General features: G+C 69.1%; 9 protein-coding genes. 1 reads left to right on the top strand and 8 read right to left on the bottom strand.

Going from position 1 to position 14,393, the window contains the following annotated elements:
• Nucleotides 1-2 precede the first annotated feature (2 nt).
• The 5 genes from E9232_RS02620 to E9232_RS02600 all read right to left on the bottom strand — a co-directional run bounded on the left by E9232_RS02620 (nucleotide 3) and on the right by E9232_RS02600 (nucleotide 5,635).
• The gene (locus E9232_RS02620; RefSeq protein ID WP_309791957.1) at nucleotides 3-1,049 is read right to left on the bottom strand and encodes an adenylate/guanylate cyclase domain-containing protein; all 1,047 of its coding nucleotides are present in this window, start codon (nucleotides 1,047-1,049) and stop codon (nucleotides 3-5) included.
• Nucleotides 1,042-1,422, bottom strand: a complete 381-nt coding sequence (locus E9232_RS02615; protein WP_309791956.1) for a response regulator — start codon at nucleotides 1,420-1,422, stop codon at nucleotides 1,042-1,044. The genes E9232_RS02620 and E9232_RS02615 overlap by 8 nt, the downstream gene beginning before the upstream one ends.
• The gene (locus E9232_RS02610; protein WP_309791955.1) at nucleotides 1,419-4,181 is read right to left on the bottom strand and encodes a response regulator; all 2,763 of its coding nucleotides are present in this window, start codon (nucleotides 4,179-4,181) and stop codon (nucleotides 1,419-1,421) included. The genes E9232_RS02615 and E9232_RS02610 overlap by 4 nt, the downstream gene beginning before the upstream one ends.
• A 57-nt stretch (nucleotides 4,182-4,238) precedes the next feature.
• Entirely contained in the window at nucleotides 4,239-4,970 is a 732-nt protein-coding gene (locus E9232_RS02605; RefSeq protein ID WP_309791954.1) for a Tll0287-like domain-containing protein, read from the bottom strand.
• A gap of 332 nt (nucleotides 4,971-5,302) precedes the next feature.
• The gene (locus tag E9232_RS02600; RefSeq protein ID WP_309791953.1) at nucleotides 5,303-5,635 is read right to left on the bottom strand and encodes a hypothetical protein; all 333 of its coding nucleotides are present in this window, start codon (nucleotides 5,633-5,635) and stop codon (nucleotides 5,303-5,305) included.
• A gap of 622 nt (nucleotides 5,636-6,257) precedes the next feature.
• Here E9232_RS02600 and E9232_RS02595 point away from each other — a divergent pair.
• Nucleotides 6,258-9,560 (top strand): M10 family metallopeptidase C-terminal domain-containing protein, encoded by a 3,303-nt coding sequence (locus E9232_RS02595; RefSeq protein WP_309791951.1) that lies wholly within the window; start codon nucleotides 6,258-6,260, stop codon nucleotides 9,558-9,560.
• Between the two features lie 107 nt (nucleotides 9,561-9,667).
• On the opposite strand, the gene ligA is transcribed toward E9232_RS02595, so the two are convergent.
• The 3 genes from ligA to E9232_RS02580 all read right to left on the bottom strand — a co-directional run bounded on the left by ligA (nucleotide 9,668) and on the right by E9232_RS02580 (nucleotide 14,385).
• On the bottom strand, nucleotides 9,668-11,782 hold the full coding sequence (ligA, locus tag E9232_RS02590; protein WP_309791950.1) for an NAD-dependent DNA ligase LigA: 2,115 nt from the start codon (nucleotides 11,780-11,782) through the stop codon (nucleotides 9,668-9,670).
• Between the two features lie 88 nt (nucleotides 11,783-11,870).
• Entirely contained in the window at nucleotides 11,871-13,550 is a 1,680-nt protein-coding gene (gene recN, locus E9232_RS02585; protein WP_309791949.1) for a DNA repair protein RecN, read from the bottom strand.
• Nucleotides 13,551-13,554: 4 nt separating this feature from the next.
• Complete coding sequence (locus tag E9232_RS02580; RefSeq protein WP_309791948.1) at nucleotides 13,555-14,385, bottom strand: outer membrane protein assembly factor BamD; 831 nt, start codon at nucleotides 14,383-14,385, stop codon at nucleotides 13,555-13,557.
• Nucleotides 14,386-14,393 lie beyond the last annotated feature (8 nt).

Below are 14,393 nucleotides of genomic sequence, written 5' to 3'. Positions count from 1 at the left end.
CCTCAATCGACCCCGTCGCACTCGACCAGTTCGAGCCGGCCTTTGCCCTTGAGCTCGAAGAAGCCCTGGCTGCGGGCGCGGCAGCGGTCGCGGATGCCGGACCACAGGGGCTCGCTGATGAACACCGCGTTGACGCCGGCGCAGGCGGTGACCCGCGCGGCCGTGTTCACCGTGTCGCCCCAGAGATCGAACAGGAACTGCCGCTTGCCGATCACGCCCGCGACCACCGGGCCGTGGTGGATGCCGACGCGGACGCCCCAGCCGGGCTTCGCCTGCCGGGCCGTCGCCACCAGGTCGAGGCCGCAGCGGATGCCCGCCAGCAGCGGATCCTCGACCTGCTGCAGCAACCCCGCCGTCGCCAGCAGCGCATCGCCGATGGTCTTGATCTTCTCCAGCCCGTGGCGGGCGACGATCTGTTCGAAGGTCTCCACCAGCGCCTGCAGCTCGGCCACCACCTGTTCCGGCGGGTTGCGGTCGCAATAGGCGGTGAAGCCGACGATGTCGCAGAACAGCACCGCCACGTCCTCGTAGCGCCGCGGCTTGACCTCGTCGGTCGCCTTCAGCTCGCTGATGGCGCCGGGCGGCAGGATGGCGCGGAGCAGCTGGTCGCTGCGCTCCCTCTCGCGCTCGATCTGCCCGAGATGGGCCGCCTCCTGGTCGCGCAGCCGCTTCTTGTCCAGCGACGCGCCGACCCGGGCCCGCAGCAGGACGGGGTTGAACGGCTTGGGCAGGTAGTCCTCCGCCCCCAGCTCGATGCAGCGCACCACGCTGTCGACGGCATCGAGCGCGGAGATCATCACCACCGGGATGTCGCGCAGCGCCGTGTCGGATTTCAGCGTCTGCAGCACCTCGTAGCCGTCCATGCCCGGCATCATCACGTCGAGCAGCACCAGGTCGAACGGCCGGGTCCGCAGCAGCGCCAGCGCCGCGGCGCCGTCCGCCGCCTCGGTCAGGTTCTCATAGCCCTGGCGCCGCAGGCGGCGGGCCAGGGTGTAGCGATTGGTCTCGTCGTCGTCGACGATGAGGATGGCGGGCGCCGGGTCAGCCATCGTCCCGCGCCTTGCCCAGCAGGGCCTCGATCTTCTGCAGCAGCCGCGCCAGGTCGACCGGCTTGGTGTCGTAGTCGTCGCAGCCCGCCGCGAGGGCCTTCTCGCGGTCGCCCGCCATGGCGTGGGCCGACAGCGCGATCACCGGGATGCTGCGGGTCTCGGGCGCGGCTTTGAGCCGGCGGGTCGCCTCCCAGCCGTCGATCACCGGCAGGCTGAGATCCATCAGGATCAGGGCCGGGGCCTCACGCCGCGCCGCCTCGATCCCCGCCTGCCCGTCGCCGGCCACGACGATCTCGAAGCCGCGTCGCTTCAGGCGGGCGGCCAGCATGTAGACATTGTCCTCATTGTCCTCGACATAGAGGATCCTGGTCATGGCAGTCGCTCCGGAGCGGCCGTCGCGGTGGCGTAGCGGCCGACGAGCTGGCGGATCTGCGCCAGCAGGTCTTCCTGCTCGAAGGCGGCCTTCTGCAGCACATGCTCGACGCCGCCGTTCAGCCGGCGCCGGTCATGGTCGGTCAGGTCGGCCGCGGTGACGATGATGACCGGGATGCCGCTATATTCCGGCACCTTGCGGCATTCGGCCAGGAATTCGAAGCCGTCCATCTCCGGCATCATCAGGTCGAGCAGGATGAGGTCCGGCCGCTCGCGGCCCAGCCGCTGCAGCGCCTCCCGGCCGTTGCCCGCCTCGGCGACCTCCCAGCCCTCGCCGACCAGCAGGCGGCGCATCATCTCGCGGGTCGCGACATCGTCCTCGACCACCAGCGCCCGGCGCGTCGACGCCGTCGACCGGAACCGGGCGAGGATCGCCGCGAGGCGGCCGCGGTCGATCGGCTTGTTGAGATAGCCGGACGCCCCGAGGGCAAAGCCCTTCTGCTTCTCGTCGAGGATCGTGACCATGATCACCGGGATCGCCGCCAGTTCCGGATCGGATTTCATCGCCTCCAGCATGCTCCACCCGTCCATTCCGGGCATCAGCACGTCGAGGGTGATGACCGAAGGGCGTAGGGTGCGGGCGGCCACAAGCCCCTCGGCCCCGCTTTCGGCGGTGATGACGTCGAAGCCCTCGCGGCTGAGGAAGCGGCGCATCAGGTCGCGCACCGTGGCGTCGTCGTCGACCACCAGGACCCGGTCGGCGCCGCGGTGCGGCAAGGCCCGTATGGCGTCGGCGACGCCGGTCGGGGCGAACACCGCCGATGCCTCGGCCGATCCGGGGCCGCCGGCGGGCAGGCGGACGGTGAAGCTGGTGCCGACGCCCGGCTCGCTCTCGACCGTGATGGCGCCGCCCATCAGCGCCGCGAGCCGCTGGCTGATCGCCAGCCCCAGCCCGGTGCCGCCGTATTTCCGGGTGGTCGAGCTGTCGGCCTGCATGAACTCCTGGAACAGCCGGCCGAGCTGCTCCGCGGTCATGCCGATGCCGGTGTCGGAGACGCGGAAGCGAATCCAGTCGCCCTCCGCCGCCGGCTCGCGCGCCACCGCCAGCGTCACCGTCCCCGCTTTGGTGAACTTGCAGGCGTTGCTGAGCAGGTTGAGGATGATCTGCCGCAGCCGGGTGGCGTCGGCCCATATGGCGCCGAGATCGGCCGGCCGCTCCACCAGCAGGCGGTTGTCGTTGCGGGCGGCCAGCGGCTGGGCCGCGCCGACCGCGTCGGCGACCAGCCCGGCGAGGTCGACCTCCTCGTCATGCAGGTCGAGCCGGCCGGCCTCGATCTTCGACAGGTCGAGGACGTCGTTGATCAGGGCCAGGAGGTGCCGCCCGGCGCGCAGGATGCGGTCGAGCGGCTCGCGGAACTCCTCCAGCGCCTGGTCGGCGGCGTCCTCGGCGAGCATCTCGGCCAGGCCGATGACGGCGTTGAGCGGGGTCCGCAGCTCATGGCTCATATTGGCCAGGAAGCTGCTCTTCGCCACCGTCGCCTGGGTGGCCTGGTCGCGGGCGTCGGCCAGCCGGTCGACCAGCTCGCCGAGCTGCGCCTCCCGCGCCTTCAGCTCGGTGATGTCGGTGAACACGCCGACGCAGCCGCCATCGGCGGTCGCGCGCTCGCTGATCTTCAGCCAGCGGCCGCCGGACCGCTTCTGCTCATAGGCGCCGCCCGGATGGTGGTGGCGGTCGAGCCGCGCCGCCAGCCAGGCGTCGAGCCGGTCGGCGGCGTCCGGGATCACCCCGGCCTGGGCCGCCGCGCGGATCACCGCCTCATAGGTCACGCCCGGCCGGATTTCGACATCGAGCCCGGTGTACATCTCGCGGTAGCGGCTGTTGCAGATCACCAGCCGGTCCTCGGCATCGTAGAGGGCGAAGCCTTCGGAGATGGTCTCGATCGCCTCGCCGAGCCGGCGCTGCGCCCGCTGCGCCTCGGCCTCGGCGTCCCGGCGTTCCCGCTCCAGCTGCTCGCGCTCGATCAGGCTCTGGCGCAGCAGGCCGAGGGTGCGGGTCATGGCGCCGATCTCGTCGCGCCCGGCCGGCGGCAGCGGCTCGTCGAGCCGGCCGCCGGTGATCGCCGCCATGGCGCCTTCGAGCCGGCGCAGCGGCCGGATGATCGAGCGCAGGATGACCGCGGTCAGCGCCGCGGCCAGGAGGAAGGCGAGGATGCCGGTGATCAGCGACAGCCGGACAGCCGCCTCGGCGTCGCGCGCCGCCGCGTCGCGCTTGGCGACCGCCTCGCCCTCCAGCCGCTCGACGGTCTGCGCCAGGGTCGCGTCGATGGCCTGGATGTGGCTGCGGGTCTGCGCCATCAGCGCGTTGCCGACCACCCGCTGTTCGTTGGTGTAGGCGTCGACGGCCTTGAGCGCCTGGTCCATCAGCGCCCCGATCTCGGCCTGGATCGCCCGCACGCCCTCGGGATCATAGGGTGCCAGGGCGGCGAGATCGGCCGTCAGCAGGTCGCGCGCGGCGTTGGCGTTCTGCTCCGACCGCACCAGCAGGCTGACGGCGAGGTCGGTGAGCCAGTATTTGAGGTCGCCGAAGTCCTTGGCCGTCTTGTTCGCGGTCTTCAGCACGGTGACCAGCCGCGCCTCCTCGGCCAGCGCCGCGGCCCCGGTCGACACCTGGCGGGTCAGATAGAGGGTCGAGACGGTGAGGATCGCCAGCAGCAGGATCGCCAGGAAGACGAGGCGCGCGCGGATCGAAAACTGCGACATGACGCTCCTGCAAAACCCGGGTCGCGTGCGACGGCGGCGTCGATCCGGTGGTTCAGATCAATCGAACAGGGTGATGCTGATGACGCCGCCGAGGTCGCCCTGGCTGGCGCCCTCCTTGGGATAGCCGGTGATGTCGATCTCGCCCTTGGGCGACCCGTGACAGGCCAGGCAGCCGGCGCCGTAGTATTCCGGCACCAGCACGCGGGTGGCCGGGCGGCCGGCCACCGTGGTCGCCTCGGAGTAGATGCTGTCCTTGACCCAGTCGGGCGACTGGAACTTGCGGCGGATGATGTCGGTCTCGAACGCGTCGGGCGAGGCCCTGCGGTTGCGCACCAGCTCCGGCGGCGCCGTCACCTTGATCTCGGCCCGGCCGCTCTGATCGCGGCGGAACTGCTCGGTCACCAGCCGGGCGAACACGGCGGGCACGAAGCCCTTGAACCCGGTGCCCTGCTGGTTGATCAGCGGCTGGTTCGCATCCATGACCTCCTTGACCGCGAGCGCCATGGCAGCCAGCAGGCGGCCCTTCTCGGACCCGGCATCGACCTGACGCGGGTCGGCGCCGGTCGCCTTGATCACGTTCTGGATCGCCTGGTCGACGACGACATCCCCGCTCAGCCCCTTGTCCCCCACAGCGGGGTCGTTGATCCGGGCCTGGCCGGCCGAGATCACGGTGCGGGCGCCGCGCAGGAATTCGGCGATGCTGAGGGCGGTGTCGACATCGTCCTGCATCGCGGCGCGCCCCAGAGGCATTCCCGCCGCAAGCGCCCCCAGCAGGACCAGCGCGGCCAACGCCCCGTTCGTCCCGGCACCCCGAAAGAGTGGGAAGGCTTTCCGATACATCGACGCCCCCGAAAGAAAACACAAATATTCCGCGTGATATTCGATCGAACCCAATATTCGCCAAAGAATACGAACCCACGAAATTTTGTTAATATCTTAGCGATCATACCGCATTGCCGCAAGGACATGTCTGGCCGGGCGAGCCGGGTTCAGCGCAGGATCCGAGGCGGATGACGCCTCGGATCCTGCATGCCGCGCGCGTAACCTCTCCCGCTTGCGGGAGAGGTTACGCAGAAGACGCCTGGCATCCTGTCATTCTACAGCCGAGCGTGCCGGGCCCGCTACGGCGACGCCAGCCGGGTCGCTTCGGCGGCGAGCGGATGGTTGGCGTAGGCCCGGGCGAAGTCGCGATAGGCCTCGGCCGTGCCGGTGCGGCGGGCGGCGTCGAACGCGGCATAGACCGCGGCGTCCGGATCGTTGGCCAGGGGGCGCGCGTCCGGCGCGGGCCGCTGCTCCAGCCGGCGCCACGCTTCATCCGCCAGGGCAGTTCTCGGATGCCGCGCGATGAAGCGGATCAGCGCCGCGTTCGAGCCGTCGCCGACCGCCCCCCGAAACTCCTGGGCGAGAACCGCCTCGTCGTCCGGCGGTCGCGCCATGCCGGCCTGTGCCACCATCCTCCCCTCCTCCCGAAGCTGCGGGGCGCCGCGGTCCCTGGGAGCGACGGCCCCCTGCGCCCACCACGGCGGCGCCGCGAACAGCACGCACAATGCAAGGCAAATGGAGGGGCAGATCCGGACGTTCATCGGTCCCGGCTCCTTCTGCAGGCGCGCAGAGACGCTGATGCACCGCAAAGACGGCAGGGCGATAGCAGCTCTTTTTCCCACAGGAATATGGCGAATCCATGGGTTCACTCGAAAGCAAATCCTAAGGGCTTAAATCATCATCCGTTCGCCATCGATCCTCGATTTGCCATACGATTTCCGATCTGGGTTTTTAAACACCATATTGACATTAAAAATAATTAATCTATAATTAATGGATAGGAAAAGTCCGTTTGTCTTAGGACACCTTATGATGAAATAGGACTGGCGGGAACAATCTTACGCACCAGGGCGGGGTTGCAGCATGTTCGCGGCATAATACTCCGATATGCCCAATCCGGACTGAAACGCGCAAGGGAACGCCGTGTTCGGGCCCTGAACGATCAGGCCTTCAACCAACCAATAACCAATCAACAAGAAGTCGCGGATTTTCACTCAAAGGTTGCGGATCTTCACCATGTAGGGGAGACCCGATATGAGTTCGTCAGGCATCGTCAAATACGGCCTGTTGTCATCCGACGATGATCTACTCGCCGATCCGATGGCGTGGTCGTCGATGCGGAAATTGTCGAACGACCTGCTGTTCCACCATTCATTTGCCGACGTGTACCGCCTGGATGCGGTCCTGGCCGGCCAGAGCGGCGCGCTGGCGGACGCCAATCGCGCAGCGATCGGCGACCGGTCCGACGGGTTCGTGGTCCACGCTCCCGCTTCGGGCACTGTTTCGGGCGCGCCGCGGCCGGAGGAGAACGGCTCGGCCGACACCACTGCGGCGGTGGCCGCGTCCGGCAACCAGAACATCGACGGCATCCTGGCCGGCGTCCGCTGGTCGGACGGCTTCATCACCTACAGCGATCCGGACGCGGTCTCGGATTACCAGGCCGGCCATCCGGAGGCGTTCAGCGGCTTCCATCAGATGACGGCGCAGCAGATGATCGCCGTCCATTTCGCGCTCAATTCCGCGATCTTCACGCAGCCGGTCGGCGCCTCCGGCTTCGGCGTCGAAGGCTTCACCAATCTCGGCATCGACTATGCCGGCAGCGGTTCGGGGGCCGGCACGATCCGCGTCGTCAACACCACCAATCCCAGCACGGCCTATGCCTATTATCCGGCCAACCAGGTCTATGGCGGCGACGCGTTCTTCGGGCCGAGCGGCGACGCGCCGACCGCCGGCAACTACGACTGGCACACCGTGATCCATGAGCTCGGCCACGCGCTGGGTCTCAAGCACGGCCAGGAGACCGGGGTCTACGGCGCCCTGCCGAGCAATGTCGACTCGATCGAATTCTCGGTGATGACGTACCGCACCTTCATCGGCGACGACACCAGCGGCTACAACTACGAGACCTGGGGGGCGCCCCAGACCTTCATGATGCTGGACATCGCCGCGCTGCAATACATGTACGGCGCGGATTTCACCACCAACAGTGGCAACACCACCTATACCTGGAGCCCGACCGACGGCACGACCTTCGTCAACGGCAACATCGCCATCGATCCGGGCGGCAACCGCATCTTCGCGACGATCTGGGATGGCGGCGGCGTCGACACCTACGACCTGTCGAACTACTCCACCAATCTGACCCTGGACCTGAATCCGGGCGGCTATTCCGTGTTCTCGTCGGCCCAGCTCGCCTATCTCGGCGGCGGACCGAACGGGGGCTATGCCCGCGGCAACATCTTCAACGCGCTGTTGTTCAACGGGGATTCCCGATCATACATCGAGAACGCCAACGGCGGCAGCGGCAACGACACCATCCAGGGCAATGCCGTCGACAATGTCCTGAACGGCAATGCCGGCGCCGACACCATCAACGGCAACAGCGGCAACGACACCATCAACGGCGGTGACGGCAACGACACCCTGTTGGGCGGGCTCGGCATCGACGTGGTCAATGGCGGGGCCGGCAACGATGTGATCGAGGGCGGCTTCTCCACCGACACCGTCAATGGCGGCGACGGTAACGACACCTTCATCGTCCGCGAGGGCGAGTTCGGCGACAACACCACCGGCGGCGCCGGGGGCGACACGCTCGACCTCAGCAACGTCACGTCGCGCGGGTCGACCGTGAACCTTGCCGCCGGGACCTACGACTTCGTGGCCACCTTCGGCGGCCCCTACACCATCACCGGGGTCGAGAACGTCAAAGGCACGCAGCTGGCCGACACGATCATCGGCGATGCCGCTGCCAACTCCCTCTACGGCAATGGCGGCAATGACACCATCCAGGGCGGCGACGGCAACGACGGCATCAGCGGCGGCGACGGCGACGACCTGATCCAGGGCGGGGCCGGCAACGACGCGCTGACCGCGGGCGGCGGCAAGGATCAGGTCTACGGCAATGACGGCAACGACCGCTTCTTCATCGAGCAAGGATGGAATGGCGGCATCGGCGAGGCCTTCTTCGGCGGCGCCGGGACCGACACCTTCGATGCCTCGACCGTGATCTTCGTCGGCTTCTCGGCCACCATCAACCTGCAGGACGGCATCTTCACCGACAGCAATTTCCCGGGATACGAGATCTGGCTGTCGAGCGTCGAGAACGCCATCGCCACCGACGAGAACGACATCGTCACCGGGTCCGGCGAGACCAACTTCCTTGACCTCGGCGCCGGCGACGACACCGGGTATGGTCTGGGTGGCAACGACGCCATCCTCGGCGGTGCCGGGGTCGACACAATCGATGGCGGCGACGGCAACGACAATATCCAGGGCGGGGCCGGCGATGATAACGTGCGCGGCAGCGCCGGGGCCGACATCCTCAACGGCGGCGCGGATATCGACACCGCGATATACACGGAAGGCGCTGCCGGGGTCACGGTGGATCTGCTGACCGGCACCGGTGTCGGCGGCAATGCCCAGGGCGACACCCTGATCGGCATCGAGAACCTCATCGGCTCGACCTTGGCGGACACGCTGACCGGCAATGCCGGGGCCAACCTGCTGCGCGGCTGGACCGGCAACGACGTGCTCCGCGGCGGGGCCGGCGCCGATACGATCAACGGCGACGCCGGCGTCGACACGGCCACTTATACCGAAAGCGCGGTCGGCGTGGCGGTGAACCTGACCACCGGCACCGGTCTCGGCGGCAACGCCCAGGGCGATGTCCTGCTCGGCATCGAGAACGTCGATGGCTCGAATCTCAACGACGTCCTCACCGGCAGCGCCGGGGCCAATGTGTTGCGCGGACTCAACGGTGACGACATCCTGCGCGGCACCGCCGGGGCCGATACCCTTGACGGCGGAGCTGGCGTCGATGCCGCCACCTATACGGAAAGCGCCGCCGGGGTGGCGGTGAATCTGACCTCTGGCATCGGAGTCGGCGGCAACGCCGCGGGCGATATCCTGCTCGGCATCGAGAACGTCAACGGCAGCCAGTTCAACGACCTGCTGATCGGCAATGCCGGAGCCAATGTGCTGATCGGGCTGAGCGGCAAGGACACGTTCGTCGGCAACGCCGGCGCGGACCGCTTCCTGTACACCGCGGTCGGCGACACCACTGTCGGCGCGAATCGGGACGTCATCACCGATTTCAGCCACAGCCAGGGCGACCGCATCGACCTGGCGGCCATCGACGCCAACACCGTCGCGGCCGGTAACCAGGCCTTCGCCTTCATCGGCTCGGCCGCGTTCACGAATGTGGCGGGCCAGCTGCGCTTCGCCGCCTCCGGCAGCGACACCATCGTCGCCGGCGACGTCAACGGCGACGGCGTCGCGGACTTCAACATCCAGCTCTCCGGCGTGATCGCGCTCGTCGCGGGTGATTTCTCGCTGTGAGCCCGGCCAGACACGACGCCTAGGAAGCATCTGTAGACTTCACGGGCCTGGGGAGATGCCTCTTCCCAGGCCCTCTCCTTGTCTCCGACCGGACAGGCGGGAAGCGCCTACCCCGCCCCGCCGATCAGGCCCAGCCATTCCTGCTCGGTCAGCGTGGTAACCCCCAGCTCGCGCGCCTTGGCCGCCTTGGAGCCGGCGTCGGCGCCGACCACGAGGTAGTCGGTCTTGCCGGAGACCGAGCCGGCGACCTTGGCGCCGAGGGATTCTGCCCGGGCCTTCGCCTCCGGCCGGGTCAGGGTCTCCAGCGTGCCGGTGAAGACCACCGTCTTGCCGGCCACCGCGCTGGCGACCGCGCGCGGCCGCACGAAATCCTCGACCTTGAGCTGCGCCATCAGGTCGTCGAGCACGACCCGGTTGTGCTCCTCGGCGAAGAAGGCCAGCAGGTCGTCGGCCACCGAGGCGCCGATCTGGTCGATCGCGATCAGGTCGCGATAGGCCTCGCTCTCACGGTCCTGCGCCGTCTCCATCCCGGCGCGCCAGGCGTCCAGGCTGCCATAGTGCCGGGCCAGCAGCTTGGCCGTGGCCTCGCCGACCTGGCGGATGCCCAGCGCGTAGATGAAGCGGTCGAGCGGGATGGTGCGCCGGGTCTCGATCGCCTCGAACAGCTTCTGCGCGCTCTTCGGCCCCCAGCCTTCGCGGTTGCGCAGCGGCGTCAGGCTCTCCTTGTCGCGCGTCTCCAGCCGGAAGATGTCGGCCGGGGTCCTGATCATGCCGTCGGCGTGGAAGGCGCGGATGTGCTTGTCGCCCAGCCCCTCGATGTCGAAGGCGTTGCGCGACACGAAGTGGCGCAGCCGCTCCACCGCCTGGGCCGGACAGATCAGCCCGCCGGTGCAGCGGCGGATCACCCCGCCCTCCTCCCGCACCGCCAGGCTGCCGCATTCCGGGCAGGTCTCGGGGAAGACGTACTCGATCGCCCCTTCGGGGCGGCGCTCCAGGATCACGCGGACGATCTGCGGGATCACGTCGCCGGCGCGCTGCACCACCACGGTGTCGCCGATGCGGACATCCTTGCGCCGGATCTCGTCCTCGTTGTGCAGCGTGGCGTTGGAGACGACGACGCCGCCGACCGTGATCGGCTCCAGCCGCGCCACCGGGGTCAGCGACCCGGTGCGGCCGACCTGGATGTCGATCGCCTTCAGGATGGTCTGTGCCTGTTCCGCCGGGAATTTGTGCGCGGTGGCCCAGCGCGGCGCCCGGCTGACGAAGCCCAGCCGCTCCTGCCAGTCGATCCGGTCGACCTTGTAGACCACGCCGTCGATGTCGAAGGGCAGTTCGGCCCTGAGCGCGCCGATCTCGTCGTAATAGGCCAGCAGCTCCTCGGCGCCGTGGCACAGCCGCGACGGCTCGTTCAGGCGGAAGCCCCAGGCGGCGACGCGCTTGCGGATCTCGACGATGGTCTTGCCCAGCGGCTCCGACACCTCACCCCAGGCATAGCCGAAGAAGCGCAGCGGCCGCGACGCGGTGATGCTGGGGTCGAGCTGGCGCAGCGATCCGGCGGCGGCGTTGCGCGGGTTGGCGAAGATCGGTTCGCCCGCCTCGGCCCGGCGGGCGTTCAGGGCGGCGAAGTCGCTGCGGTCCATATAGACCTCGCCGCGGATCTCCAGCACGTCGGGGGCGGTGCCCTTCAGCTTCTGCGGCACGTCGTCGATGGTCTTGACGTTGGCGGTGACGTCCTCGCCCTCGCTGCCGTCGCCGCGGGTGGCGGCCTGGACCAGCCGCCCCTTCTCGTAGCGCAGCGAGCAGGACAGGCCGTCGATCTTGGGCTCAGCCATGATCGCGACCGGGATCTCCGGATCATCGCGCAGCTCCTTGATGAAGGAGCGGACCGAGGCCAGGAAGTCGTGCACATCCTCCGGCGCGAAGGCGTTGCCCAGCGACAGCATCGGGATGGCGTGGCGGACCTTCTTGAAACCGGTGCCCGGCGCCGCGCCGACCTTGGCCGACGGCCCGTCCGGGCGGATCAGCTCCGGGTACTGCGCCTCGATCTCGGCATTGCGCCGGCGCAGCGCGTCGTATTCGCCGTCCGAGACGGTCGGCGCGTCGTGCTGGTGGTAGGCGATGTCGTGGCCTGCGATCTCCTGGGCCAGCGCCGCCAGCTCGGCCGCGGCCTCCTCCGGCGTCAGCGCGTCGACCGGCCGGCCGCGCAGGTTCTGATCGGTCATTCCCGCCTCCCTCGTGCGATTCCGCTGAATCGCGCGGGAATTCTAACGTTTGCCGCCCAATTCGCCATGAGGATCGATGCGCCGGCCGTCAGGACCTGGCGGCGAGCAGGCTGTCTGCCGCCGCGCGGGCTTCCGCCGTGATCTTCGCCCCGGACAGCATGCGGGCGATCTCCTCGCGCCGGTCTTCGGCCGCCAGCGGCACCACATCGGTGACCACGGCGCCGGACCGGTCGGCCTTCTGCACCCGCCAGTGATGGTCGGCGCGGGCCGCCACCTGCGGGCTGTGGGTGACGACCAGGACCTGGACCTGCTGGCCCAGCCGCTTCAGCCTTTCGCCCACCGCGTCGGCCACGGCGCCGCCGATGCCGGCATCGACCTCGTCGAAGATCATCGACGGCAGGGCGCCGGGCGTGCCGCGGTGATGCACCAGCACCACCTTGATCGCCAGCATGAAGCGGGCGAGTTCGCCGCCCGAGGCGATCTTGCCGATCGGCCCCGGCGGGCTGCCGGGGTTGGCCGCCACCAGGAAGGCGACGCGGTCGAGGCCGGCGGGTCCCCAATCGGCCTCCGGCAGCGCCTCGATCGCGGTGACGAAGCGGGCCCGCTCCATCTTCAGCGGCGGCAGTTCCTTCGCCACCGCCGCGTCCAGCCTGGACGCGGCCTTGCGCCGGGCCTTGGCCAGCGCCTCCGCCGCCCCGACATAGGCGGCGCGGGCCTCGGCCGCCGCGGTGGCCAGCCGCGCCAGCACCGCGGCGCGGTCCTCGACCAGGGCCAGCCGTTCGGCGAACTGCCGGCGCAGCTCGGGCAGGGCCTCGGCCTCCACCCCATGCTTGCGGGCCAGCGTGCGCAGCGCGTACAGCCGGTCCTCCAGCCGCTCCAGCTCGCCGGCGTCGAGGTCGATGTCGGCGGAGAAGCGTTCGATCGCGGCCGCGGCGTCCGCCGCCTCGTCGGCAGCGCGGCCGATCTGGTCCAGGATCGGGTCCAGGCGCCCGCCGGCGCGGTCGGCGATGCGCTGCAGCGACCGCTGCGCCGCCACCAGCGCCCGTTCGGCGCCGCGGTCGCCTGACAGCTCGGACAGCGCCGTGGCGACGCCCTCCATCACCTTCTCGCGGTGCTGCAGCAGGGCGCGGCGCTCGGCCAGCTGTGCCTCCTCGCCCGCTTCCGGCCCCAGCGATTCCAGCTCCTCGACCGAATGGCGCAGGAAGCCCTCCTCGGTCTGGGCGCGCTCGGCCTCGGCCAGCGCCTCCTCCTGCCGCCGCTGGGCGGCGCGCCAGAGGTCCCAGGCGGCGGCGCAGGCCGTGGCCAGCGTCTCGGCCCCGGCATAGGTGTCGAGCACCGCGCGATGGGTCTTGGGGTCGAGCAGCCCCTGGGTCTCGAACTGGCCATGCACCTCGACCAGCCCGGCGCCGATCTGGCGCAGCAGGCCGATCGAGACCGGCTGGTCGTTGACATAGGCGCGGCTGCGGCCGTCGGCGCCGACGCTGCGCCGCAGCACCAGCATGTCGTCGATCGGCAGGTCCTGCTCGGCCAGCAGCGCCTTGACCGGGTGGCCGTCATCCAGCTGGAAGTCGGCGCTGACGGTCGCGGTGTCGGCGCCGTGCCGCACCAGGCCGGCATCGCTGCGGCCGCCGAGGGCGAGGCCCAGCGCGTCGAGCAGGATCGACTTGCCCGCGCCGGTCTCGCCGGTCAGGGCCGACAGCCCCTCGGCGAAGCCAAGCGAAAGCTGTTCGATCAGAACCACATTCCTGATCGAAAGCCCGGCTAGCATGGGATCAGAATATCGAGCCGAGGGTGCGGTCGAACAGGTCCTTGTCGTCCGGCGGGCGGACGCCGTTGGACTCCAAGAGCGCGTAGGCGTCCTGGTACCAGGGGTCGCCCGGGTAGTTGTAGCCGAGCACCGCCGCGACATGCCGCGCCTCGTCGGGCAGGCCGAGCGCGACATAGGCCTCGACCAGGCGCTCCAGCGCCTCCGGCACCTGGCTGGTGGTCTGCCAGTTCTTGACCACGCTGCGGAACCGGTTGATCGCCGCGTTGTAGTCGCCGCGCTTCAGGTAGAAGCGGCCGATCGACATGTCCTTGCCGGCGAGCTGGTCGTAGGTCAGGTCCAGCTTCAGCTTCGAATCACGGGCGTAGTCGCTGTCCGGGAAGCGGGTGATGACGTCGTTCAGCGACTGGGTCGCCAGCTGGGTGATGCGCTGGTCGCGCTCGACGTCCGAGATCCGGTCGTAATAGCACAGCGCCTTGAGGTAGTAGGCGTAGGACAGCTCCTCGCTGCCCGGATGCAGGCTGATGAAGCGGTCCAGCGCCACGGTCGCGCCGTCATAGTCGCCGCGCTTGTAGCTGGAATAGGCCGACATCAGCTGGGCCTTGGTCGCCCAGCTGGAATAGGGATGCTGGCGCTCGACCTCGTCGAAGCGGGTCGACGCGGTCTTGAAGTCGCTGTCGTCGAAGGCCTGCTGCGCCTCGGAGTAGAGGGTCTCGGGCGGCTGGTCGGCGGCCGGCGCCGCCTTGTCCGACGAGCTGCCGCCGCAGGCAGCGAGAAGAACGGCCGGCAGGACGAGCCCGATCCGCACCACATGGCGAAACTGCAGACGCTTGTTCACTCGATCAT

It is taken from the genome of Inquilinus ginsengisoli, assembly GCF_031453975.1.
Lineage (GTDB): Bacteria > Pseudomonadota > Alphaproteobacteria > DSM-16000 > Inquilinaceae > Inquilinus > Inquilinus ginsengisoli_A.
The sequence above is the reverse complement of the archived record's forward strand: the minus strand, read 5'-3'. Positions and strand labels throughout refer to the sequence as shown.

What these genes read in the sequence shown, in the direction of transcription:
- E9232_RS02620 (WP_309791957.1), bottom strand. Translation starts at nt 1,049, where the DNA reads ATGGCTGACCCGGCGCCCGCCATCCTCATCGTCGACGACGACGAGACC.
- E9232_RS02615 (WP_309791956.1), bottom strand. Translation starts at nt 1,422, where the DNA reads ATGACCAGGATCCTCTATGTCGAGGACAATGAGGACAATGTCTACATG.
- E9232_RS02610 (WP_309791955.1), bottom strand. Translation starts at nt 4,181, where the DNA reads ATGTCGCAGTTTTCGATCCGCGCGCGCCTCGTCTTCCTGGCGATCCTG.
- E9232_RS02600 (WP_309791953.1), bottom strand. Translation starts at nt 5,635, where the DNA reads ATGGTGGCACAGGCCGGCATGGCGCGACCGCCGGACGACGAGGCGGTT.
- E9232_RS02595 (WP_309791951.1), top strand. Translation starts at nt 6,258, where the DNA reads ATGAGTTCGTCAGGCATCGTCAAATACGGCCTGTTGTCATCCGACGAT.
- ligA (WP_309791950.1), bottom strand. Translation starts at nt 11,782, where the DNA reads ATGACCGATCAGAACCTGCGCGGCCGGCCGGTCGACGCGCTGACGCCG.
- recN (WP_309791949.1), bottom strand. Translation starts at nt 13,550, where the DNA reads ATGCTAGCCGGGCTTTCGATCAGGAATGTGGTTCTGATCGAACAGCTT.